Annotated in this window: 15 protein-coding genes; 4 read left to right on the forward strand and 11 right to left on the reverse strand. The window is 33.9% G+C overall.

The features are described from left to right. Positions 1–15: 15 nt before the first annotated feature. Positions 16–1,026 (reverse strand): LacI family DNA-binding transcriptional regulator, encoded by a 1,011-nt coding sequence (locus tag AAYQ05_RS08345; RefSeq protein ID WP_343542576.1) that lies wholly within the window; start codon positions 1,024–1,026, stop codon positions 16–18. 383 nt (positions 1,027–1,409) lie between these two features. Between AAYQ05_RS08345 and AAYQ05_RS08350 the strand changes: the two genes are divergently transcribed. Continuing rightward, on the forward strand, positions 1,410–3,020 hold the full coding sequence (locus tag AAYQ05_RS08350) for a class I SAM-dependent methyltransferase (RefSeq protein ID WP_343542577.1): 1,611 nt from the start codon (positions 1,410–1,412) through the stop codon (positions 3,018–3,020). Between the two features lie 46 nt (positions 3,021–3,066). Next, positions 3,067–4,041, forward strand: a complete 975-nt coding sequence (locus AAYQ05_RS08355) for a bifunctional helix-turn-helix transcriptional regulator/GNAT family N-acetyltransferase (RefSeq protein WP_343542578.1) — start codon at positions 3,067–3,069, stop codon at positions 4,039–4,041. 62 nt (positions 4,042–4,103) lie between these two features. Here AAYQ05_RS08355 and AAYQ05_RS08360 read toward each other — a convergent pair whose 3' ends face one another. The 7 genes from AAYQ05_RS08360 to AAYQ05_RS08390 all read right to left on the reverse strand — a co-directional run bounded on the left by AAYQ05_RS08360 (position 4,104) and on the right by AAYQ05_RS08390 (position 18,225). Next, the gene (locus tag AAYQ05_RS08360) at positions 4,104–6,116 is read right to left on the reverse strand and encodes a protein-disulfide reductase DsbD family protein (protein WP_343542579.1); all 2,013 of its coding nucleotides are present in this window, start codon (positions 6,114–6,116) and stop codon (positions 4,104–4,106) included. Positions 6,117–6,396: 280 nt separating this feature from the next. Further along, positions 6,397–9,186 carry a M16 family metallopeptidase gene (locus tag AAYQ05_RS08365; RefSeq protein ID WP_343542581.1) on the reverse strand — a complete coding sequence of 930 codons (2,790 nt, stop codon included), beginning with the start codon at positions 9,184–9,186 and terminating at the stop codon, positions 6,397–6,399. Positions 9,187–9,291: 105 nt separating this feature from the next. Beyond that, the gene (locus AAYQ05_RS08370; RefSeq protein WP_343542584.1) at positions 9,292–10,431 is read right to left on the reverse strand and encodes a redoxin domain-containing protein; all 1,140 of its coding nucleotides are present in this window, start codon (positions 10,429–10,431) and stop codon (positions 9,292–9,294) included. Between the two features lie 208 nt (positions 10,432–10,639). Then, positions 10,640–11,845, reverse strand: a complete 1,206-nt coding sequence (locus tag AAYQ05_RS08375; RefSeq protein ID WP_343542586.1) for a redoxin domain-containing protein — start codon at positions 11,843–11,845, stop codon at positions 10,640–10,642. Between the two features lie 64 nt (positions 11,846–11,909). Next, on the reverse strand, positions 11,910–13,316 hold the full coding sequence (locus tag AAYQ05_RS08380) for a RagB/SusD family nutrient uptake outer membrane protein (RefSeq protein ID WP_343542589.1): 1,407 nt from the start codon (positions 13,314–13,316) through the stop codon (positions 11,910–11,912). Between the two features lie 17 nt (positions 13,317–13,333). Next, positions 13,334–16,906, reverse strand: coding sequence for a SusC/RagA family TonB-linked outer membrane protein (locus tag AAYQ05_RS08385; RefSeq protein ID WP_343542591.1), 3,573 nt, complete (start codon positions 16,904–16,906; stop codon positions 13,334–13,336). Positions 16,907–17,073: 167 nt separating this feature from the next. After that, positions 17,074–18,225, reverse strand: a complete 1,152-nt coding sequence (locus tag AAYQ05_RS08390; protein WP_343542594.1) for a FecR family protein — start codon at positions 18,223–18,225, stop codon at positions 17,074–17,076. Positions 18,226–18,505: 280 nt separating this feature from the next. Here AAYQ05_RS08390 and AAYQ05_RS08395 point away from each other — a divergent pair, with 280 nt between their 5' ends. Beyond that, positions 18,506–19,117, forward strand: a complete 612-nt coding sequence (locus AAYQ05_RS08395) for an RNA polymerase sigma factor (RefSeq protein ID WP_343542596.1) — start codon at positions 18,506–18,508, stop codon at positions 19,115–19,117. Positions 19,118–19,160: 43 nt separating this feature from the next. Here the strand turns inward: AAYQ05_RS08395 and AAYQ05_RS08400 are convergent, their stop codons facing one another. Continuing rightward, positions 19,161–19,910 (reverse strand): MBL fold metallo-hydrolase, encoded by a 750-nt coding sequence (locus tag AAYQ05_RS08400; protein ID WP_343542598.1) that lies wholly within the window; start codon positions 19,908–19,910, stop codon positions 19,161–19,163. A 25-nt stretch (positions 19,911–19,935) separates the two neighbouring features. Here AAYQ05_RS08400 and AAYQ05_RS08405 point away from each other — a divergent pair, with 25 nt between their 5' ends. Further along, positions 19,936–20,889 carry a LysR substrate-binding domain-containing protein gene (locus tag AAYQ05_RS08405; protein WP_343542599.1) on the forward strand — a complete coding sequence of 318 codons (954 nt, stop codon included), beginning with the start codon at positions 19,936–19,938 and terminating at the stop codon, positions 20,887–20,889. A gap of 262 nt (positions 20,890–21,151) precedes the next feature. Here the strand turns inward: AAYQ05_RS08405 and AAYQ05_RS08410 are convergent, their stop codons facing one another. Next, entirely contained in the window at positions 21,152–23,059 is a 1,908-nt protein-coding gene (locus AAYQ05_RS08410) for a sialate O-acetylesterase (protein WP_343542601.1), read from the reverse strand. Positions 23,060–23,180: 121 nt separating this feature from the next. Further along, positions 23,181–24,830, reverse strand: coding sequence for a GH35 family beta-galactosidase (locus AAYQ05_RS08415; RefSeq protein WP_343542603.1), 1,650 nt, complete (start codon positions 24,828–24,830; stop codon positions 23,181–23,183). Between the last annotated feature and the right edge of the window lie 85 nt (positions 24,831–24,915).

Below are 24,915 nucleotides of genomic sequence, written 5' to 3' on the forward strand. Positions count from 1 at the left end.
TTTTAAATTCAATTTTTAAACGGATTCCCTGACAATCAAAGTTCCTTTCTTTAGAACTTTCTCTACTTTAAAATCTTCAAAGTTTGTCATCTGACTCATTAATAACTGTATTGATTTTACCGCTATTTCTTCTATAGGCTGAGCAATTACAGATATTGTTGGTGTATGGAGTTTGAAACTGTCATGATCATCAAAACTGATAACCGAAATGTCGTCTGGAATTCTGTATTTTAAAGTTCTAAAAGCCTGAAGTCCCGCAAGTCCGAGATAATTGGCTAAAAAAAGAACCGCATCTATCTCTTTATTTTTCTCAAAGAAATTGATAATCGCCTCAATTCTACTCTGTTCACTTGCATGAAAATCTAAATGAAGCGTATAGTTTTCATTATAAATTCCTTCTTCTTTCAGCGCTGCGATATATCCTTTTTCTCTTAATTTCATCTGAATCATTCCAGACTCATTATTTACAACAGCAATATTTTTTCCTCCTTTATCAATCAAAAATTTAGTTGCTGAATAAGATCCTTCGTAATTGTCCATTACAACATGACTTACTTTTTGATTCGCAAAATACCTGTCAATTAACACTACTGGCTTTTGCAATTTTAAGAGCTGACTGATTGTTTTCTCTAAATTTCGGGTTGGCGTAATGATAAAACCTTCCACATTAGCCTGTAAAAGACTCTGAATCAATTCCTCAGAACGCTCATTATCATCTCCTGTACTGCAATAAAAAACTCTGTAATTTATATTTTTTGCTTCGTCTTCAATGACCCTTGCCAAGTCTGCAAAAAACTGATTGGATATATCTTCCACAATAAGTCCGATAGATCTTGTTTTTCCAGTTCGCAAACTGCTCGCAATCATGCTTGGCTTATATTGCAGTTTTTGTGCTACATCTTGAACTTTTTTGATTACCGTTGGACTAATGGCCATTTTTTCGCCTTTTCCATTGATTACAAAAGACACAGTAGAAATAGAAACTTCTGCCTGTTTTGCAATATCTCTAATTGTAATCTTTTTCATCGGGCTAAAAATTTATTGTTGACTATTTTAGTACATCGCAAATATATGTAAGCAAAACTTACAAAAACGTTTTAGTAAAATTTTTTTTCAATAAATCTCTTTTTTAGAGCTAAAATTAAATGAAAAATGCAGTAAATATTGGATTTTACTCGGTTATTGTCATTTTGACTTTTAATATAAATTTTTATTTTTTTATACAGATTTGAACGAATTTCGGTAGAGTTTTTATTGATTTTTAATCTCATTTATTTGAAATCAAAGCTCAAAAAAGTTGAAATTGATTGAAAAATACCCAATAGAAAAAGAATAAAACCAACAAAAAATGAGACACCCTAACTAAGAAAAAATTCACTATTTTTAATCTAACCTTCATTCTTTGTATTATGACCGATAAATCACAACTTTTAAGTTCTATTTTTAGGCATCTCGACGGATTAGTTACCGCTCCTGTAGCAATAGCTTTTAAAAACAAATCTGTTTTAGAATTTATACTAAACAAAGAACAGCTCACATTATCTGAGCTAACTGCAGCTTTTAACGCTAACGAAGGTTATCTGAATGTGGCTTTGCGAGTTTTAGCTTCTCAAGGCTTTCTTGATTATGAAGTCGATAACAAAACACAGAAAATCACCATTTCTGTGAATGAAAAAACAGAAATAGCTTTTTCACTATTTTATCTTTATGAAGATGTTGTGAATTTGCTTCAGTTGTCGATTCAGTTTCATCCTCGTTTGTTTGAAGATACGCCGTTTGAAAAGCTCAATATTATTTTTGAAAAGTATAAAAAGCGCTACGGAATTGAACCTTCAGACGATCTACTGAAAAAAAGCATTCAGGAACAGATTTTAAAGCATATTGAAGGCTATCTTATTGGGCCGACCATTGTGCGTTTGGCAATGAACGGAATGTTTCATAAATATTTTATGGAAACTTCTTTCAGACCTGAAGAGTTTCATAAATCTCCAGAAAATTTTAAAAAGATATTAGACTTTTTTGTGCATTTGAACTGGTTTCTGGAAAAAAATGGCAATTATCAATTTACTGAAGCTGGTTTGTTTTTTGCCAAAAGAGCCAGTGCTTATGGTGTTACCGTTTCTTATCTTCCAACTTTTGCCAAAATAGAAGAATTGATTTTTGGAAATCCAGATATTTTAAGAACCTCCGAAGGAGAAAATGAACTTCATGTAGATCGCGAAATGAACGTTTGGGGAAGCGGTGGCGCTCACGACACTTATTTTAAAGTAGTCGACGAAATTCTCATCAAGCTTTTTAATCTTCCTATTGAAGAACAGCCAAAAGGAATTCTAGATATGGGATGTGGCAATGGCGCTTTTCTACAACATATTTTTGAAGTAATCGACAGACAGACTTTAAGAGGAAAGATGCTTGATGAATATCCGTTATTTTTGGTTGGAGTAGATTACAATCAAACCGCATTGAAAGTAACTCGAGCCAATCTGATAAATGCAGATATTTGGGCAAAAGTAATTTGGGGAGATATTGGGCGTCCTGATTTGCTTGCAGAAGATTTAAAAGAAAATTATAATATTGATCTCAAAGATTTGCTAAATGTAAGAACCTTTTTAGACCATAATAGAATCTGGCAAGATCCGAAACACATTAACGAAAAAAGGGTCAGTACCTCAACGGGGGCATTTGCTTTCAGAGGAAAAAGAATCAGCAACAATCTGGTAGAAGATAATCTTTTAGAACATTTGCAAAAATGGTCACCTTACGTACGCAAATTTGGTCTTCTTTTGATTGAACTTCATACCATAAGTCCAAAACTTACGGCCAGTAATTTAGGACGAACTCCAGCAACAGCTTATGATGCCACACATGGCTTTTCTGACCAGTATATTGTTGAAATTGATGTATTTAATGCAATCGCAGCAGAAGCAGGATTATTTGCAGATAAATCAATTTTTAAACGCTTTCCCGATGCTGATACTGCAACCGTAAGCATCAATTTATTGAAAGGAGAAAGAAATTAAAATTTAAAATTTTTCTAACTCATTTCTAAAAACCACATAAAATTAGTTGACAAAAGCAACTAATTTTATATATTTGCACTTCAACAATACATTATTTCAATTTATGAATGCCACAACTTCAAAAATCAGAAGTTTTAACCGATTCTATACGGCACATTTAGATATATTAAGTCAGCATTACTTAGACAGTGAATATTCTTTAACAGAGATACGGATTCTCTATGAAATCAGCGAAAGCAAAAACATAACGGCACAGAAAATCACCGAAATTTTAAATCTTGATAAAGGATATTTAAGCCGAATTTTAAAACGTTTTTTAAAAGAAAATTTAATTGTAAAAGTTGCTTCTACAGGAGACAAACGTGCCTTCAACATTAAACTTTCGGATACAGGAAAGGACTTACTGGCGGTTTTGAATACCAAATCTGAAAACAAGATTGAAGGTAAAATTGAAAATCTAAATTCTTTTGAAAAAGAAATTTTAGTCGAGTCGATGACCACAATAAGAAGTCTGTTATCAGAAAATAAAATAGCTCAAGAACATATTACCTATCGTCATGAAATTAATCCAGGCGACATTGGCTATATCATTTATCTCCACGGATTTATTTATGGCAATGAATCGAATTTTTCTAATGAATTTGAAAAGTATGTGATCAAGACTTTTTACCATTTCTTAGAAAATTATTCCCCTGAAAATGACCGCATTTGGATGGCAGAATACAATAATAAAATTGTTGGCTGTATTGCCATTCAGCATCAGCCGGAAAATGAAGCGCAATTAAGATGGTTTCTTCTTGATCCTTCTTTTAGAGGGCTTGGAATTGGTAAAAAATTATTGAATAATGCCGTAGATTTCTGCAAAGAGAAAAAATTCAAAAATGTATTTCTGCTAACAACGAGTATGCAAGATAAAGCGCTTGAAATGTATAAAATGGCAGGATTTAAGCTTACTCAATCAACAGAAGTAAACCAATGGGGAAAGACATTTCGTGATGAGCGTTATGATCTTAAACTATAAAAAAACAAACCTCCAAAGTGAAATTGACTTTGGAGGTTTTCTAAATAACATTTTTAAAATATCTACTTCTTAAAATTCCTAATCCCACTCTGCAACCAATTATAATACTCCTCAATACTCGGATTATATGCAGATGGTTCTGTCAAGTTTGCACTATTATGATCCACAATAACATAATATGGCTGTGCATTTGCTTTGTAGGTTTTAATCTGTAAATCGCTCCATTTGTTGCCAACTGTTTTAATCTTTTTCCCAGTAGTTTCAGAAACATATTGCTCGCTTTCAGGAAGTTCCTTTTTATCATCAACATAGAGCGAAATCAAAACAACATCATTATTTAAAACTCCCAAAACTTTTGGGTCTGACCAAACCAATTCTTCCATTTTTCGGCAGTTTACACAGGCATAGCCAGTAAAATCCAACAAAACTGGTTTCCCGATTTTTTTGGCGTATTCCATTCCTTTATCATAATCATGAAAAGTAATAATGTTTTGTGGCCCATGCTCTGCTCCTTCTGGTAACGAACCTGTAATTTTCAACTCCGAATTTCCCGAAACTCCTAGTCCGTTTGGAGATTCGCTGTACTGCTTAGGCGGAGGAAATCCGCTGATTAATTTAAGAGGCGCTCCCCAAAGTCCTGGAATCAGATAAATCGTAAAACTTAAAACTAGCAATCCGAAACCTAATCTTCCAACAGAAATATGATTTAGCGGAGAATCGTGTGGCAACGTAATTTTTCCGAATAAATAAAAAGCCAACATTCCAAAAACAGCAATCCAGATGGCAAGAAATACTTCTCTTTCTAGCCAATGCAACTGCAAAACTAAGTCGGCATTTGATAAAAATTTGAAAGCCAGAGCCAATTCCAAAAATCCTAAAACTACTTTTACCGTATTCAGCCATCCGCCCGATTTTGGCAAAGCGTTTAGCCAACCTGGGAAAGCTGCAAACAATGAAAATGGCAAAGCAATGGCAATTGAAAAACCTAACATTCCAACAATTGGTGCGATTCCGCCCTTAGACGCAGCTTCAACCAATAAAGTCCCTACGATTGGTCCTGTACACGAAAATGATACAATCGCTAAAGCTAATGCCATAAAGAAAATCCCTATCAATCCTCCTTTATCGGCCTGTGAATCTACTTTATTGGCTAATGCATTTGGCAGCATAATTTCGAAAGCGCCCAAAAAAGAACAGGCAAAAACAACCAATAAAATAAAGAAAATCAAGTTGAACCAAACATTGGTTGAAAGCGCATTTAATGAATCTGCACCAAAAACTGCCGTTACGATAGACCCCAATAAAACATAAATAATTACGATTGAAATTCCGTAAATCATCGCATTTCTTATTCCTGCAGCTTTGGTTTTACTTTGTTTGGTAAAATAACTTACTGTCATCGGAATCATTGGAAAAACGCAAGGTGTCAGCAAAGCTGCAAAACCCGATAAAAACGCTAAAATAAAAATTGTTAGCAATCCTCTAGATTCTGGTGTTTTTGGTGAAGAAACAACTGGTTTTATTGCTTTTTCTTCTGTCTGAACAACTGATTTTTCTCCTGTTTTAGCTGTAGTAGAATCTTCTTTTACGATTGCAGTTTCTTCAACAGTAACAAGTTTCTTTTCAGTCGGAATTTTAAATGCTAACTCTTCCGATGTTGGCGGCAAACAATTGCTATCATCGCAAACCATAAATTCGACTTCGCCCTCAATATTTGAAATGTTATCTGAAGTAAACTTGATCTTTTGTGTGAAAAGCGCTTTATCTTCAAAATATTTAATTTTCATATCAAAGATTTTATCGACTACTTCATGTCCTTTTTCTTCGGTTGTTTTTCCGATTAATTCGAAATTTTTATTCAGTTTTTTGAAGGTAAAAGCTGTTCTCGAAGGCCCGCCCTCTTCGATATATTGTCCGTATAAATGCCAGCCAGATTGTATTGTGGCCTTAGCTTTTAAAATATATTCTTTATCTGAAATTTTTTCTACAGCCGTCGACCATTTTACCGGATTGTACATTTGGGCAAACATACTTGCAGAAAAAAACAGCAGTACTATTATTATGTTTTTTTTCATTGTTTTTTGGTTTGATGTTTAAAAAAAGAGCTGTCGGCAAAACAGCTCTTTTTGTCTTTCACAGAAAATGGCTTACTAATTCAGATTCTAAAATGAAATAATGAAAGACGACTATTAAAATTATTGTTATTAGTTATTAGTTTTTAGTGGTCAGTGGTCAGTTTTTTTTAGTATTCAGTCGCAGTCTGAAACTTTGTCAAAGTTTAAAACTTTGACAAAGTTGTTTTTCCTAGCTGAGACTGAATACTAAAAAAAACTGACCACTGATTACTACTAAATACTACTTCAAAGGATTTCCATCTTTATCTAGAGAACCCGATTTAATGACAATCATTTTATCCAATTGAATGTATTTCTTAATCGCATCGTTTACCTGCTGTAAAGTTGCTTTTTCGATATCTTTTGGGTACTGGTCAATGTATGTTGGCTCCAAACCTCTTTCGATAAAACCCAAAATCGTTCTGGCCATACCGCTTGTGGTTGACATTCCAACTTTAAAACTTCCAATAAGATTAGTTTTCTTGTTTGCTAATTCTTCGGCTGTGATACCGTTTTTTACCCATTTATCCACTTGAACCATAGTCGCATCCAACCCTTTTTGAAATAGATTCGGATTGAAAGAAGCATTTACAAACCAGTATCCGCCAGTTTCTACGTTTCCTCCCAATCCAGAAGAAATGTTGTATGTTAAACCATCATTATCACGAACAGTCTGCATTAGACGTCCTGCAAAACCTGCACCTAAAGTGTAATTTCCAATGTAAAACGGAATATAATCGGCATCGGCTCTTTTTAAACCTGTAAACTGTCCGATGAATAATTCGGCGCTTGGTTTTTCTGAAATTGTAACCACTTCTGTTTTTGATGCTGCTTTTGTAGCTTCTTCAAATTTTAGTTTTTCAGTAACTCCTCCATTCCAATTTTTAAATGATTTTTTTAATGAAGCATTTAAATTTGCTCCATCGGTATCTCCCACAATTACAAGTCTCATTGAAGCTGTTCCGAAATATTTTTTGTGGAAAGCTTTCACTTCATCCAAAGTTGCATTTTTAATGTTTGCGATATTATCCTCAACGCTTAAACTGTAATTTGGATTTACTTTTGGATAAATCGCCTGAGATAATGCAATGCTTCCTCTTTCTCCTGGATCGTTTAAATCCTGCTGTGTATTTCCAATAAATTGCTGTTTTAAATTTTCGAATTCTTTGGCATCAAACAACGGATTTCTTAATTCTTCTGCCAATAAAGCAATTACTTGGTCTAAATCTTTTTTTAGACATTTAAATCCTATATTTACTTTGAAAGCTGAGGCATTTACATTTAACGAAACACCCAGTTTTTGAAGTTTTTCTGAGAATTTAAATTTATCATTTAACGTTGTCCCTTTTGACAGCATTGAAGCCGTAAGCGCTGGAATCATATCATTTTTAGTTTCACCTGCATAATTTCCTAACGAAATACTGGCAGCAATAGTTACAAAATCTTTTGCTGAAGTTTTTACCGAAACAACATCAATTCCTGATACTTTTTCTCTCTTGAAAGCAGAAGCCGATTTTTCAGTGGCATTTTCGAAAGAAATCAGCTCTTCTGACGTATTCGTAACTAAAGATGGAGCAGATGATTTTTCTTCATGAATATGTCTATCGTCTGAATGTCTATAATAGAACGGTCCATTTTCTGGCATATAATTAACCGCTTTTGCCGTGTCCTGATTTTGAGCACCAGCTTGTTTCGGAATAAAATATCCTGTTGTACTCTGGTCTTCAACCAGATATTTTTGAGCCACTCGCAAAACATCTGCTGGAGTTACTTTTTTAAGTCTATCAACTCCTTTAATGTAGTCCGTCCAATCTCCAGAAGCGATTGCCTCATTTAATTCAGATGCAATTACGCCAGAACCGTCGCGAGCCAAAATAGTCTGCGCACTAATTTTTGCTACAACTCGATTCACCTCATCTTGAGTTACGCCTTCTTTCTGAATTTTAGCCACAACTTCGCTAATTTTAGCTTCAATATCTTCATGTTTTGAAGTAGTTGGAAAACCAACGCCAATTGTAAAAAGTCCAACTTCTTTAAAGTTAGTTGCGCTAGCATATGCATAAATTCCTAAACGCGTATCAACGAAAGTTTTATTTAAAATTGCAGATGGTCCAACCCCAATAATCTGACCTAGAATATTCAATGCAGGAAGATCTTCGTGCAAAGCTCCCGGAATTTTATAGGCTTTGCTTACAACTCCCAATTCTCCTGGCTTTTTCACCGTAATTTTTCGCGCACCATATTGCTGGGGTTCTTGCGTATAAGGCTGTGGCATTGCATTTGGCGCTTTTGTAATTTTCCCAAAATACTTTTCTACTAATTCAAAAACATTCTCTTTTTTGAAATCTCCAATAATGGTTAAAGTCGCATTATCTGGCCAATAATAGGTATTATAGAAATTTTTCAATACTTCAATCGGAGCTTTTTCAATATCCGATTTCCAACCAATTGTCGAATGATGGTATGGGTGTGCAATATACGCCGAAGCCCAAATTTCTTTATCCAATAAACTGTTCGGATCATTTTCGCCACGCTCAAATTCGTTACGAACCACCGTCATTTCTGCTTCTTTATCTTCTTTTAATAATAAAGAATTACGCATTCTGTCGGCTTCGATTTGAATTGCCAGTTCTATTTTATCACTTGGCAATGTTTCAAAATAATTGGTGCGATCGTACCAAGTTGTTGCATTCAATTGTGCTCCTGTATTCTGCAGAACATCTGTAATCGAATTTCCGTTTTTCTTGTTGAAAATTGAAGTTCCTTTAAACATTAAATGTTCTAAAAGATGCGTTGATCCCGTGTTTCCTAAAACTTCATGTTTAGAACCTACTCGATATACAATTTGTACAGTTGCAACTGGTGAAGCATTGTCTTGCAAAAGCAAAATATTCATTCCGTTTGGCTGGTATAAATATTCTTCTATCCCGCCTAATTCTTTTATTTTCTTGAAGTTAACCAATTTACTTTGCGCTGAAACAAGCGCGCAGAAAGCTAGTGAGCAATAGCCCAGAAAGATGTATTTTTTCATTTTTTGTTGAGAGATTTTATTGGAGTGTTCAGTGTCCAGCATTTAGTGTTCAGTTCAGTGCAATACTAAACTGCAACTGAACACTAAATACTGAACACTGAATATTTACGATTTACTAAAAATTTCCTTCAGTTTAGATTGAAGTTCAGCTTCTCTAAGGTTCTTAGCCACGATTTTTCCGTCTGGACCAATTAAGTAGTTAGTCGGAACCATTTTTACACCGTATAAAACAGCCACTTCATTCTGCCATCCTTTTAAGTCTGAAACATGCGTCCAAGTTAAACCGTCTTTTTCGATTGCTTTTTCCCAAAGTTTCTTTTTGTCGTCTAGAGAAACTCCCAAAACGTCAAATCCTTTTTCATGATAGGTTTTATAAGCTAAAACTACATTTGGATTTTCTTTTCGGCAAGGACCGCACCAGCTTGCCCAGAAATCTACTAAAACATATTTACCTTTATAGTCTGAAAGTTTTACCACTTTTCCGTTTACATCTGTTTGAGAAAACTCTGGTGCTGTAACACCCACAGCAGTTTTATCATTAAGATCAATCGCCTGTTTGAGCTGTTTTCCGTAAACCGATTTCTGTATTTCTGGAGTTAAAACTCCGTAATACATTTTTACCTGTTCTGGTGTTCCGTACGAAACAATTCGGTCATTAATTACCAAAGCACCAGCTATTTTATCTTTATTTTTTCTGATAAATTTATCCGTTAAATCATCGGCAAAAGATTGAAGATCTTTCCATTTTTTATCCATTGCCGTTTGCTGTTCTGGAGTTAATTTCACTTTTCCGCCTTGTGTCAACGAATCGGATAATTTATAAATTGGACCAGCAATATTTTGTATTTTTTTGAACTCGTTATCGTAAAACGATTTATAAATATCGTTTTGAGTTGCTCCCGTAACTTTAGCTTTGAAAATAGAATCCTTTTTAGCTTCCACTTTTATTTCTTCATTCGATAAAAGAAAATAAGCACCGTATTCTTCCCCTTTTAATTTAATCGTATGCAATAACGGTTCTGAAACTTTTCCTGCTAGAGTAAAAGTTCCGTCTTTTTGTATTTGCGCTGAATCTGCAATTTTTTTATTTCCTTTTTCATCTGTATTTTCCAGATAAACCATTCCTTTATCCAGTCCAGCGATTGTGCCATTGATTGTAAATCCTTCTTCTTTTTTAGAGCAAGAATTCAGCACGGTCAGTAATGCTAACGCCGATAAACCTGATTTTAAGATTGTACTTTTCATGTTGATATTTTTTTATTTGTTATTTAAACTGCGATGTTTTTTTCAACACATAGAAACATAGATTTTGCAAACTTTAAAAAGTCGTTTCACTTATTTAAAATAAACATAGCTTTTCTATGTATGAGAAATAAATTTCTCTTTTAACTTTATTTTATTTTTCATTCGCATAAAAACTATGTTTCTATGTGTTTAAAAAATTGCAATCGATTTAAGATTTCAAAAGCTCTTTTAATTTCGCTTCCAATTCTGCACCTCTTAAATTGTCGCCAATAATTACACCTTTACTATCTACTAAATAAGTTGCCGGAATTGCTTTTACATTGAATGATTTACTCACTTTATCATCGTCCAGAAGATTGTGCCATTGCATGTTTTCTTGTCCAAGTGCTTTATGCCAAGCTTTTTCGTCTTTATCAATCGACACGCTTAAAATTTCAAATCCTTTTGGGGCATATTCAGCATAAGCCGTTTTTAAGTTCGGAATTTCTTTTCGACATGGACCGCACCAAGAAGCCCAAAAATCTACCAAAATATATTTTTTTCCTGCTACAATATCTTTTGCACTATATGCTTTTCCGTCTTTATCTTTTAAACTAAAATTTGCTATACTTGTTCCAATTAAAGATTTAGGATTCAAATCTTTATCTAAAATTTGTCCGTAGTAGCTTTTCTTTGCCACATCAGAAAATTGATCGTAAATTGGCTTTTGTTCTGGAGTAAAATAACTGTAAGAAGTCATCATAAAGAATGGCCCCCACCAAGTTGCTTTATGTTTTGCAATAAGAGCTAATGTTGTTTTTTCGACATTTGTAAAAAATGCTTTTTCATCTGCTTCAAATTTTTTCCAAACTGGAAGATTCTGAAGTGAGTCTACCGCTTTTATATTTTTATCGCGTCTTGCCGCACCGATTAATTTACTTAATTCATCCGAATCTTTTGTGTGATACGCTTTATAGTCTTTATCAAGCTGATCTTTATAAGCAATTTCTTTGGCATAGTAATCATGTGATTTAGAGCCCGTAATTACTACATCTTTAAATGTTATCCACTCTCCTTCTTTATCTGAAACTGTACCAGCTGCTGATACTTTTATTTTTGCATTTTCGACCATTACAGAAATATTTCCTTTGTTTTTACCAAAGACAACATAGAAAAAACGTGGTTCGTTTAATTTTCCTGAAAAAGTAAATTTCCCTTCTTTTAATGTTGTTTCAGCAACTGGCGGTTCAGAAGTATGTGTTGCTCCTGGAATTAATTTTACAGCTGTTCCATCGATTAACCCTGTAATATTTCCTTCAATAGAATAAGACGTTGCTGCAGGAGAAGCTGTTTTTTTCTTTTGTGCCTGACCGTTGTTTGAAATCATAAACAAACAGATACACAATCCTAATATTTTATATTTAATTGTATTCATTTTTGATTGATATTTTAAGAAAAGCTTCCTTTTTGGAGTTCCTAATCAGGAAGCTTTACAGTTATTATTTATCTACGTTTTGTGTTATTGTTCCGTTTCCTGGATTATTTATTGCTCCTTGAGGGAACGGAGACGTCCATAAATGAGAGTCTGAAGAAAGTGTGTATGTTTTACCACCAGCTACTTTTGTGAAACTAACTTTGTAGATTCCTTCTGCATTTAAACGGCGTGCATCTGCATATGGAATAAGTGTCATAATCAGTTCATTGTTTTTTGTTCTATAAATGGCATTCAAAGCTGTTGTTTTATCAGTAGTTGAAATATCTTGATAAGAAGCTGGAAGAATACGTGTTTTACGAACAGTATTTAAAACTCCCAACGCTTCACTAATTTTATTATCGCGAGCCAGACATTCTGCTTTAATTAAATAAACCTCTACGGTTGTGATTCCTCCAAAATTGAAAGCTCCAGTCAAAGTTCTTCTATATGAAGTCTCAGCGCCTACTGTTCTAATTTTCCATCGGGAAATAAATCTTGCATCGCCTGTTTCAAAACGCTGTGCACGTTCTACCGGAATGTCAAATTCTGCTCCTAAATTTGAAGAGCTTCCGTGACGAAACGTATAATTTTCGACATAATTGAATCCCATTGGAGATGGAGTTGTAGTATAAGAATTGGGAACATCGATCACTGCTTTATTGGCATTGTAATATCCAATCCAATCATATAATTTATTATTTTCTGTCAAAGCTAAATCTGCATTTTTTAACGCTTCTGCATAATTATTCATCTGCAGATTAACTCTTGCATTGAAAGCATAACCAGCCCCTAAATTTGGATGCAGCGCCGTCTGAGAAACTTTCGGCAGATAAGGCAGCGCCTCTTTAATATCATTTAAAATAAAATCATATAATTCCTGAATAGTTACTTGTTTGCTTGGCGCATTAATGTTGGCGCTCGTAATTAACGGAACAGATAATTTTGTCGATGCTGTTGAAGCCACATACGTATCTGCGTAAAAATTTACCAGATTAAAATAATTCATGGCACGCAACAATTTTGCTTGAGCCCAAACAACTCTTTGCTCCTGTTCTGTTGCTTTTGTTGTTGTTAAAGCATTTTCGATTATTAAATTAAAAGTAGAAATTCCTTGATAACCTCCATAATAAGTTCCTTCATCTGATGGTTTCAATTCGATACGATTTGCATTTTCATCCCACATATAGTTTGCATTATACAATCTATTGCTTGATAAAGTTGCAGCGTTTACAAACTGATCGTTTAATACGTGCAAAGCAGGTAAAACGTCTACTCTCTGGTTGGTGTATTCATCTCTCAAAAAAGCTTCAAAATCTGCCAAGGTGGTTGGTGTTTTTGATCCTTTAGGAATATCGTCTAGATAATTTTCGCAAGATGCCAAAGTCAATCCTAAAGCTAATAGGCACACTACATTTCTATATATATTTTTCATTGTCTCGTCTTTAAAAATTAAAAGTTAACATTTACACCAAAAACAAAACTTGGAGATTGGAAACCATTCAATAAGAATTTGGCATCTCTGCTTTTTGCTGCAGTAAACACGTTTTCGGCATTTAGATTAAAACGAACTCCATCTAATTTTACTCTCTTCATCAATTCTTTTGGCATTTGATAAGCTAATGAAACGTTGCTCAATCTAATATTTGAAGCGTCTAAAATGTTAATATCTGCGTATGAATAAATAGTTTGTGAATCTGAACTAAAATCGGGTTCATACTCATAAACAACTCTTGGAACATTTGTAAATGCTTCGTCTCCTGGCTGCTGCCAACGATCTCTAATATGATTGTTTACAACCGTAATATCTGTTACATAACCACCCATTGCGCTATTATAATTATTGCTTAGCATTGGCAAGTAGCTATTTCTAATTTTATGTCCTAACTCGTAAACGAAAAGTGCTGAGAGCGAGAAATTTTTGTAATTAGCTGAAGTATGGAATGATCCGCTGTGAGTTGGTACTGTTGAACCATAATCTTTAATAGCATCAAGTTGCCCCGGATTGTATTTTACAGCTGTTCCGTTTGCGTCATAAACCTGCGGCAGTCCTGTACTGCTTAGTCCTGCCCATTTGTAACCGTAAATAGAGTTAAAACTTGTTCCAACTCTCGGAAAAGATTGTGCTTGATCTAACTGTAAATAATAAACTGGTGCTTTTACATTTATAAAATCTACTTTATTTTTATTATTAGCATACAAAATAGCAGCATCCCATGAGAATGAAGGTGTTTTTACGATTGTTCCTCTCAAAGTTACCTCGATTCCTTTATTTGTCATTCCTCCATTGTTGATGGTATAAGTAGAATACCCCCAGCCTTCTGTTGGAATTCCCTGACTGCTTGCCAATAAATCTTCTCCTTTTTTGTTGTAAAGATCTAAGCTTCCGCTTAATCTGCTTTTGAACAATGAAAAATCCAAACCAATGTTGGTTGTTGTTGTTTTTTCCCAAGATAATTCAGGATTTGGTCTTGATCTAACAGTTCCTTGAGTTCCTCCAACATTTGAATTAGAGTTGTAATATGCTGTTAAATAAGGCGCTGTATCTTTAGCAACATTTCCTAAAATACCATAAGAAGCTCGTACTTTAAGCGCATCTACCCACGAAACTTTGAAGAAAGATTCTTTGTCAATATTCCATCCTGCTCCAGCAGACCAAGTTGGTTTATTTTGATATTTACTGTCTGTTCCCCAAAGATTAGAACGATCCATACGTATACTTCCAGAAACGGTGTATCTTCCATCATAGGTATATCCGCCTGTTGAGTAAACAGAGACAAAACGGTTTAGCATTTCTTTTTCTAGTGAAAAATCGTCTTGAATCATGTAACCTCCAAAAACTCCTCCGTAAACTTTAAGTAAATCTGCTTGATTTATTGGCGCAAAACCTAAAGTTTGAGAATCATAACCATAGCGTGTATTATTGCTGAATTCTAATTTTGTATGACGAATTTCCATACCTGCAATGGCAGAAAAATCATGTTTTTCATTAAAAGTCTGATTGAAGTTTAACTGCTGACGGAAATTGTAAGCGTTTGTAAACTGATTGGTTTCTTTTATAATATCGCCATAAGGAAGATTGTAAACCGCTTTATTGTTTACAATAGTAACCAATTCGTTTACTCTCTTTCTTACGTAATAAGAATCTTTGCCAGAAAGCTGTTCTGCACGATCTGCGCCATATTCGTATTGGAACATCGCATTGTATGTAAAGGCTTTGCTGAATTTAACGTTAAACTTTGCGTACGTTCTGTTTAGAAAGTTTTTATTTTCAACAAGATTTCTTCCAAATTCATCCATCGGCGTAATATCCATATTATACAGTCCGTAATTCTGCATAGACTGAAGCGTAAAATTATTGTAGCGAGACGCCGCTGTAGAAACAAAATTACTTCCATCATTATTGACCAATTGATTGTACGCCTGAAATTTAAATCCGGGAGCTGATGCAAAATAACTTTGTGTATCTCCTGTTCCGTAATTTAAATAAGTACCTAAATCTAAAGAAAGCCAGCTGTTAATTTGAGTAGAATTCTTCAGATTAATTCCCACTGACTGATTCTCAGAATACATATCTTCAAGCTGATTGTCTTTGTAAGTAATCGATGCATTAAAAGTATTGTTTTCGCTTGCTTTACCTAAACTAAGGTTGTGCTGCATAAAATACTGATCACGTTTAGCATATTTTGCAATATCATCATAATATTTATATCCCTGTGCACCAAGTGTATTTAAACGATTATTCATTTCTGCCATAGAAATTTTACCTGCATAACCATTTAATAAAGTATTCATTCCTAAACTTGTAAATGCAGCATTATTTAATAATGATTGCGCATAAGTTCCAGCATTTGCTCCTTGCAGATTTGGGTTTCCTGCCGCCCAGCCTTTTTCTAAACCAATAATATCACCAGAATCAGTAAGATTTCCAGTATAATTTCTATAAGGCTTAACGGTTAAATTGCTTGAGAACGAAATATTTGTTTTTCCCGCTTTTGCTTTTTTTGTTGTAATAACTACCACTCCATTTGCTGCACGAGAACCATAAATAGAAGCCGCTGCCGCATCTTTTAAAACTGTAATCGTTTCGATATCCTCTAGATTCAGATTCGGCACATTTTCTTCTATAGTGGCATAAGGCGTTAGTTTTGTACTTTCTACAGGAAATCCGTCAATAACGTATAGAGGATAAACTACACCTCTCATAGTTGTAGTACCACGAATTTTGCCATCCTGATATCCAACAATACGTCCTTCCAAAATTTTATCCATACTGCTCAAACGCTGCTCCTGAAACTCTTTTGCTTTCAGATTGGAGAAAGAACCTGTTATTTTTTCAGCCGAAATATTCTGATATCCAGTTGTTAAAACCAAACCTTCTAATTGCTGCACATCTTCTTTTAAAACAACATTGATAACACTTCTTCCTTCAACTTTTATTTCCTGTCTTACATATCCTAAATAAGAATAAGCCAAAGTCGTTTCGCTACTTACTGCAATAATCTGATATTCTCCATTAAAATCAGTGTTTACACCTCTTCCAGAGCCATTATCAGCAACTGCTGCACCAACTAAAGGCATTCCTTTTTCATCTGTAACCCTACCTTTTACGATAAAATCAGCCACTTCCTTTTTTGTTTCAATCGGTTTTTCGGCAGTCATTTTTTTAGGCGTCAGAATAATATGATTTCCTGATACTTTAAAATCGGTACTGGTATTATTAAAAATTTTGTTTAAAATAACTTCGATCGAAGTTTCGTATGCATTTACGTCGATTACTCTGTTTAAATCTACAGATCTCACATTGTACACAAATCTGTAATCTGTAGTATATTCAAGTCTTTCAATCACTTTGGCAACGGTCATGTTGCTGGCATTAAAAGAAATCTTGTTTTTTTGAGAATAAGTGGTTCCGGCGTGCATTACTGTTAAGGCAGTTAGCAGAAATAATGTGGTCAATTTCATTTTCAAATCAAATTTCAAAAAAGGCTTATCAAACCTGATTCTGTTCAAGAGTTTTTTCATACTTTTAAAATGTTTTTTAATGTTGGTTGGTTAATTAACTGACCGCATATACTCTGCCGGGAAATGTTGGCGCATTTTCCGGTTTTTTTATAACGATCCTTTTCATTTTTGGATTTTGTTACATAGGCTTTTTTTTAATTGTTAATTATGAATTATTAATTGATAATTTATTTTATCGTAATTCTGTCTCGGTCAATATCATAATCAATCTTATAGCTGTCACTGAAATATTTTAAAACCACCTCAATCGGTTCGTTATCAAAACGAGCATTAAAAATTTCTTTCCCAAGCGTTTTATTTTTATTAATGAAAGTCACATTATACTTGCGTTCCAGCTTTTTGATAATATCATCAAAAGAGGCATTTTTAAAAACCAAGCTTCCTTTTAACCAATCAGTATAATAATCTGTATTAACTTGTTCTATTTTTATATCGTCTGCACCTTTCTGATTCGAGCCTTTATAACCTGGCATTAAATAAACCTGATTTTGGTTTGTTTTCTGATTTTTATAAAGCGAAACTTTTCCCTCAACCAAAACCACATCTGTACTACTATTGTTGCTATAAGAATCAACATTGAACTTGGTTCCCAAAACCTCAACATTTACTTCCTGCGCCTTTACCGTAAACGGATGCGCTTTGTCTTTACTTACTTCAAAATAAGCCTCTCCTATTAAGTCCACTTCTCTGCTTTTGTTTTTGACAAACTGCACCGGATATCGTAATGAAGTTCCAGAATTTAAATGCACCACAGTTCCGTCTGATAACTGTACATCAAATTTTTTCCCGTACGGAATTTTCAATGTATTGTAAACCAATTCTCCAGAAGCAAAAGCTTTATTATAAACCAGTCGGTTTTTTTCCTGTTTTCCAATAATATTTCCCTCTTTATCAGTTAGATTTTTTTCTTCAGAAGTATCAATAGTTTCTGAAGATCCGTTGCCAAATTGTAAAACAATTTCATCTACTCGCGGAACAATAACATTTTGTTTAACTTGTTCAGAAACAGAATTTTTATAAAAATAAAATCCACCTAAAGCCACAACCAAAATCGCAGCATATTTATAATAAGACGAAAACCTTCTTTTATAAAACACATTTTTCTCTTTAGCCATTCTATCAGAAAGCTGTTTCCTAACTTCAGTAGAATCAAAAGTGTTCAAAGCAGTATCAATTGCATAATTGGTTTTTATAAAATCCTTGAATACAATTTGATTCTCTTCTTCTTTTAACCACTCTGTAAGCTGCTCAATCTCTTCTTGAGAGGCTTGATTTGTGATAAATTTAACAATTAGTCGCTCTGACTTTTTTACTGTCATTTTAGTCGTTTTTAATATTATTACGAAGCTAAAAAACAAAACCCTAACAATTTGATAAAGTTTTTTTCATTTTGATGATTTTTTTATTTCATGCAAGTGTTTTCTTTCAACAAAACCCTACTAATTAGGTAGAAATTATAAAGTAAAAGATTTATATTTGCATTTTTATTCCTTTTTTATTTGTAATAAATTTCAAATAGAAAAGTAAAAAAGAAGTCGTTTTGAGCAAATTCGGTTTACTTTTTAACCTAAAAAACTATTAATTTATATATTTGTTTTTATGAAGATTGAGGATTACAGCGACAATACTATTTTAATTGAATCTCTAAAAAATGGAGATGAAAGCGCTTATACCTACATTATTGATACTTATCATCATAAACTTTGCGTATATGCCAACAGTCTGGTTAAGAATGTTTACAGCGCCGAAGATATTGTTCAAAATGTTTTTATTAAAGTCTGGGAACAGCGAACGAGATTAAAAGCAGATCATTCTCTAAAAAGCTTTCTTTATAAATTGACTTATAATGAATTTATCGATTTATATCGAAAAAATCAGTCTTTGTTTTCTCTTGAAAAATCATACTACGATGCTTTGAACGGAATTGTTCAGGAAGAAGATTCAGAAGCTTTTCAAAGAGTTTTGAATGCTGTGAATAAAGAAATTCAAAACCTGCCTCCAAAATGTAAAGAGGTTTTTATTCTGAGTAAAAAAGAAGGTTTAACAAATATCGAAATTGCAGAACACCTTGACGTTTCAATAAAAACTGTCGAAGCACAGATTACCAAAGCATTTTCTATTCTGCGTTCTTCTTTGGAAGAAAAAATAAAGAGCGTTTTATTTCTTCTATTTTCTGCCAAAAAAAAATTCAGACTAAATAATTTAATCTGAATTTTCCTTTTATTGTTTTAAAGCTGAAATTGATTGTAAAGCTTTAGGATACGTATTTCATTTTTTCTTCGATAAATTCTAGAATTGGCTCTTTCATATCGTGATAAAAAAGCACTTTCCAGTTTTCATCTTTTGCCTGCTGTTCCCATTTTTTGCGAGATTCCCTAGCGCGTTTTCCGTCAAAATCAGTTTTATAGGCAACATGCATGGACCAATATATTTTTTGTGGTAAATCGTCGGCTCCATAAAAAACAATCTCATCATCGGCTTTAATCCAAAAAACTTGATGAAATTGGGTATGTCCAGCAGAGACTTCATAGAAAATTTCGTTAGTAATTTGTCCGCTGTCAGCATTTAACAATTCCACGTTTGGAAGATTTTCCAACTCATTCAATATTTCAGGAACGTAAGACGGATTATTGATTTGTTCTAAAGCAAAATCTATTTCGCGTTTTTGAATATAAATTGTCGCATTTGGAAAATTCTGAACCAAATTTCCGTTTTCAAAATAACCAATTCCTTCAATATGATCTTTATGTAAATGCGAAACCAAAATTTTTGTTATCTGTTGAGGTTCGATATTGTTTTTTCGTAAAATTTCATAAATAAACGGAACTCCATTATTTACAAATCCTAATCCGAAATCTAATAAAATAACATCATTATCGGTGATAACAACAAAAGGCTGAATGGCCATTTTTAAACCTGGATCGTTTGATCCGTCTGACAAAAGTTTAAATTCTTTTTTAGAATTGGCAACATAATTTCCTTCTTGTAATGCTATAATTTCCATTTTGTTTCTGCTTTAATTTTGCAACATGACAAAGTTCTTAAGAATTTCTATATTTGTAAAACCTTATTTTTCGATAAAATCAATCGATAAAACCGATTTAGAAATGGAACTCCGACAACTAAAATATTTTCTCAAAGCAAAAGAATTACTGAATTTTACTGAAGCCGCTTCGGCACTTTATATTAGCCAAAGCACATTATCGCAGCAAATTAAACAACTGGAAGACGAATTGCAGGTTCCGCTTTTTAACCGAATCGGGAAAAGAATTACGCTTACCGAAGCTGGAGATCTGTTTGCCGTTTATGCCCAACAATCTGTCAACAAAGCTTCTGACGGATTGGAATTACTAAAAGACTTAAATAATCTGGAAACGGGAAAAGTAGCAATTGGCGTAACGTATGCATTACGTCATGTGGTGACAAAAGCTTTAATTTTGTTTAGTTCGGAATATCCTAAAATTCAATTCGAAATTGTGTTTGGAACTTCGCAGGAATTAATTCAGAAACTAAATCATTTTGAACTTGATGTAATCCTGACTTTTGAAGAAATTGCTGCCGAAGCGCACTTTAAATATCTCGAACTGTTTACTTCGCCAATGGCTTTGGTTACAGCATCAGAGACGCCTTTAACTCATAAAAAAAGTATTTCTCTAGATGAGGTGAGTTCTTTGCCGCTTGCACTTCCGTCGAGTGGTTTCAGTACGACACAATTTATCAATAAAGCTTTTGAAAAAAGTAATTTAAACCCAAAAGTTACGATTGAAATAAACGATATTCCAACGTTACTTGAACTAATTAAAACTGGAAAGTGGCATACTATTTTGACCAAAACTACTATTGAAAACGAGAAAGATTTGTACGCTATTCCGATTCAAGGCAAAAATATGACACGAACTGCCATGCTTATTTCTTTGAAGGAAGTATATGAAAAAAAAGCGGTTACGGCATTTTTGAAAATGCTCGTAGAAAATTTGAAGTAATTTTTAAACATCAATATTTTACCGCAAGTCCCAGCGGGACGAAATATTTATAGAAACAATTATTCCCATTTCAAAAAAGCCCCAGCGAGGTAAAATATTGATTACAAACAATTATGGCGCTCCTCTAGAGCTTTTGCCGACAGCGGATTAATTAATCTATAAATATTTCATTCCTCCGGAATTTATCCTGAGAAAAAAATGTTTACGGCAAACTTTGTCAAAGTTTTAAACTTTGACAAAGGTCTCGCTAACTAAATAAATTCTACTTCAACTCTGCTTCAAATGGCGAAGCTGGTAAGTCTTCTTTATTGTATAAATTAGCTTCAGAAGGATTATCTGCCCAAGCGTAACGAACTTTTACAGGATTTGCAACCGAGTCATTCCAAACTACGATTTTATTACCTTCAATAATCGCTTTTGCCCATACAAACTTTCCGTCAGTTCCCGCAATAGCGAATTCTTTTAATTCGTTTTCTTTTTTAATCATGAAGCCAGATCCAATATTGGAAAAACTTAAAACCAATTTGTTTCCATTTTGTTTCATAGATTGAAAAATCGGACCCGAAGCTGTTACGTTTTTATCCCCATAAACCAACTTCTTTGCCTGAAGCGCTAATCTTCTGCCAACATCATATTTATTTAATGGATGAATATCGTTCCATTCGCCTAAATCTATAGTTATAGCCAATCCTGTATTCGGAACTTTCAGCGTATTTAACTGCTGCTGTCTCAAAGCTGCCCAACTGCTTTCTGAAGGCTCTGTTTTTGGATCCATAAAATTTGGAAGCTGCACTAGTAAAAAGGGTAAATTTTCCTGTTTCCATTGTGCTCGCCAATTTGTTATTAGAGATTCCATTAAAGCTCCATATTCCAAAGGCTTTTTGGTATTGGCTTCTCCTTGATACCATAAAACGCCTTTTATTGGGTAATTTTTCAAAGGTGCAATCATCGCATTGTAAAGTCCGACCGGTTTCCAGCGAACGAAAGTCTGTCCAGGAAGCGGTTCCATTTTTGAACCTAATTTGTACTTCCAAACGCCTTTTAAATCAACTGTATTATCGCCAATAATGAGTTCATAAGGTTTATCGGTTACAAAACCTCCTCTCCCTGAATTGTTGATAACGCGAACTGTAATCTCGTTTTTACCTTCTTTTAAAACATTTGCATTAAAAGAATAAATTCTTGGCGGATATTGGTACGAAGTTGTTCCAACAAAATTTCCGTTTACAAAAACCGAATCAGCGTCTACAATTCTTCCTAAAATTAATTTTGCCTGATTTTCTTTTACTTTTTCCAGAACAAAATCTTTTTTAAACCAAACCGAACCGTTTGTTTTTCCAAGTTCTCCATCAGCCCAATAACCTGGAATGTTCATTACTTTCCAATCTGAAGTTTCAACAGAATTCCTCCATTTCTCTTTCAGTCCAAGATCGGTTTCATTCAGTTTTTTATACCATTCTGAACTTACTTTTCGGTCATTTTCGTCGATTTGTTTTTCTAGCTTTCCGTCTTTGAATTTTAAATATTCCTGATAATATTCTGGGAATTTTTTAATGCTCTCTTCGCTAATCCAAGATTCTGCTGGAGAACCGCCCAAAGCGCTGTTGATCAACCCAATTGGAATTTTATACTTTTCGTATATTTCTAAAGCAAAGAAATAGCCAACGCCTGTAAACTGTAAAACGTTTATAGGATTTGATTCAACCCACGAACCAGACGAAAAATCGTTTCTTTCTTTTTCGAAGTAATATTCATCGGGAACCAAAAATTGTCGGATTTGCGGATTTGCAGATTTTGCAATAACATCTTTGTATTTGTCTTTTAAGCGATCCATCGGCAATTCCATATTCGATTGGCCAGAACACAGCCAAACATCACCAAAAAGGATATTTTTCAAGACAATTGTATTGGATGCTTTTAAAGTCATTTCGTAAGGTCCGCCTGCTTTTTGAGACGGAAGCTGAATCGACCATTTTCCATCTTGAGCCGTTGTGGTTTTGTATGTTTTACGATTAAACTCGAGTTCGACTTTTTCGTTTGGCGATGCCCAGCCCCAAATATTAACTTTTGTATCGCGCTGCAATATCATTCCGTCACTTATCAATCGCGGAAGCTTTATTTGTGCGTTGATGCTAACTGTTATTAAAAATGCTAGAAGTATCTTTTTCATTGTATTATGTTTTTTTTGCCACAGATTAAAAGGATTAAAAGGATTTTTTAAAAATAATCTGTGTTAATCTTTTTAATCTGTGGCTAAAATAATTAGTGGAAATTCGTGGCGAATAAAAAACCTATTCGTAACTATATAATTTTATTTTTTGAATTTCGTAATCTCCAACTGAAATTCTTAAATGTCTCCCTTGATGGGTTTGATCTCCGTTAAAATGTCTGATGGTTTTCCATTTTTCATTTTCAAACTTGCCTTGATCGGTTTTTAGAATTCCAGCATTTACATTTCCTTTTAAAGGTTTAAAAGTAACTACAATTCCTGATCCTGAAATGTAAAATTCATCTTTGGCAATTTCTATAATAATGGCGCTTGACATTGGCCATGTTTCAGCTTTTGCTCCATCTGACCAATTTAGCGTATAATCGTGTTTGAAAGTGAATTCGTAATCGCCCATTTTAATGATTTGCGTATTATTTACCTTGTCTAACAAAACACCGTCAATTTTTCCTTGTCCTTTATTGGCTTCAATTGTTGAAGTTAACTGTTGCACTAAATCGTATATTTTTCCTAGAGGTTCTTTTTTGGCATCGGCAACAGATTCTATTGAAAATGGCGAAAAACCAATCGCTTCATAATGCCCAATGGCATATAAACCTTTAAAAGGCGCGGTTTCATCAAAACGGTGTTCTGGAATAAATAACGGATCGCCTTGACGGGTAAATAAATCATTCCATTGTTTGAACGACGGATTGTAAAAATCGGGTGCTAAAAAATCGATCGCATTTCCAGCCGCTTTCCATACATCCATAATATGTGGCAAAGGTCCAGCGCTTGGATATTGTCCCGGTTTTTTTTCTGGTGCATTTAGAGCCGCGTTTACAAACATAGGAAGTGGATAAATATCTTTTCCTGCTTTGGCAATTATGTTGGTGAATTTTGAGAAATACCAAGCCATAAAAATTTCATCGGTATGAAGTCCTTTTCCAAAAACTTCTTCCCAGTTTCCTTTTGTTTTGAATCCGTTTTTCTTCCAGATTTCTGAAAATTCGGGAACAAGTTTTTCTTTATTTTTTTGAAGGTATTGCAGCAATTCTTTTGGAACTTCTTTTTTGAAAGCTTCATTTGCCAATGGATGATAGTCTCTGGCAGTTGGCAGCATTCCGATTTCATTCTCAACCTGAATCATGATTACGGTTTGCTCTTTTTGATCGAAATCTTTAATGTGAGCCATTAATTTTTTGAATGCATTCAAATCGGCTTGAAGATTGTTTTCGCTAAAAGGCGTTAAAATCTCATGACTTTTGTTGGTATCGTCTTTAACTCTTGGATATTTTTTCTGATTGAGTTTTACCCATTCTGGCGCATGACTTGACATACTGTTTTTCCAAGATCCGAACCACAGAAAAACAAGTTTTAAGTTTTCTTTTCTTGCACGAAGAATTAAATCATCTACCAACTGAAAATCAAATTTACCTTCTTCTGGTTCTATCAATTCCCAATAAACAGGCATGAGAACGGTGTTGAGGTTCATGTCTACCAATTTTGGCCAAATGGTTTCCATGCTTTCCATACTTGTGGCAGAAGAGTTTCCAAGTTCTCCTCCACGAATCAAAAATGATTTTTCGTTAACAATTAATTGTGTTTTGTTTCCTTTTTTCTGAAGATGGGGTATGTTTTGACAAAAACCAGACTGGATCGTCAATAAAGCCATTAGAAGGAAACTGTTTTTTATAAAAAAACTGATTCGATTTGTTTTATGAGTAAAAGCCATTTCGATTTGTTTTTTGCTCGTATAGATCTTGAGCTGTAAAAATTAAGAAAATAAATAATCCATAGTACAAACCATTTTTACAGAT

The sequence above is a fragment of the Flavobacterium movens genome, assembly GCF_039581425.1.
Classification (GTDB): domain Bacteria; phylum Bacteroidota; class Bacteroidia; order Flavobacteriales; family Flavobacteriaceae; genus Flavobacterium; species Flavobacterium luteolum.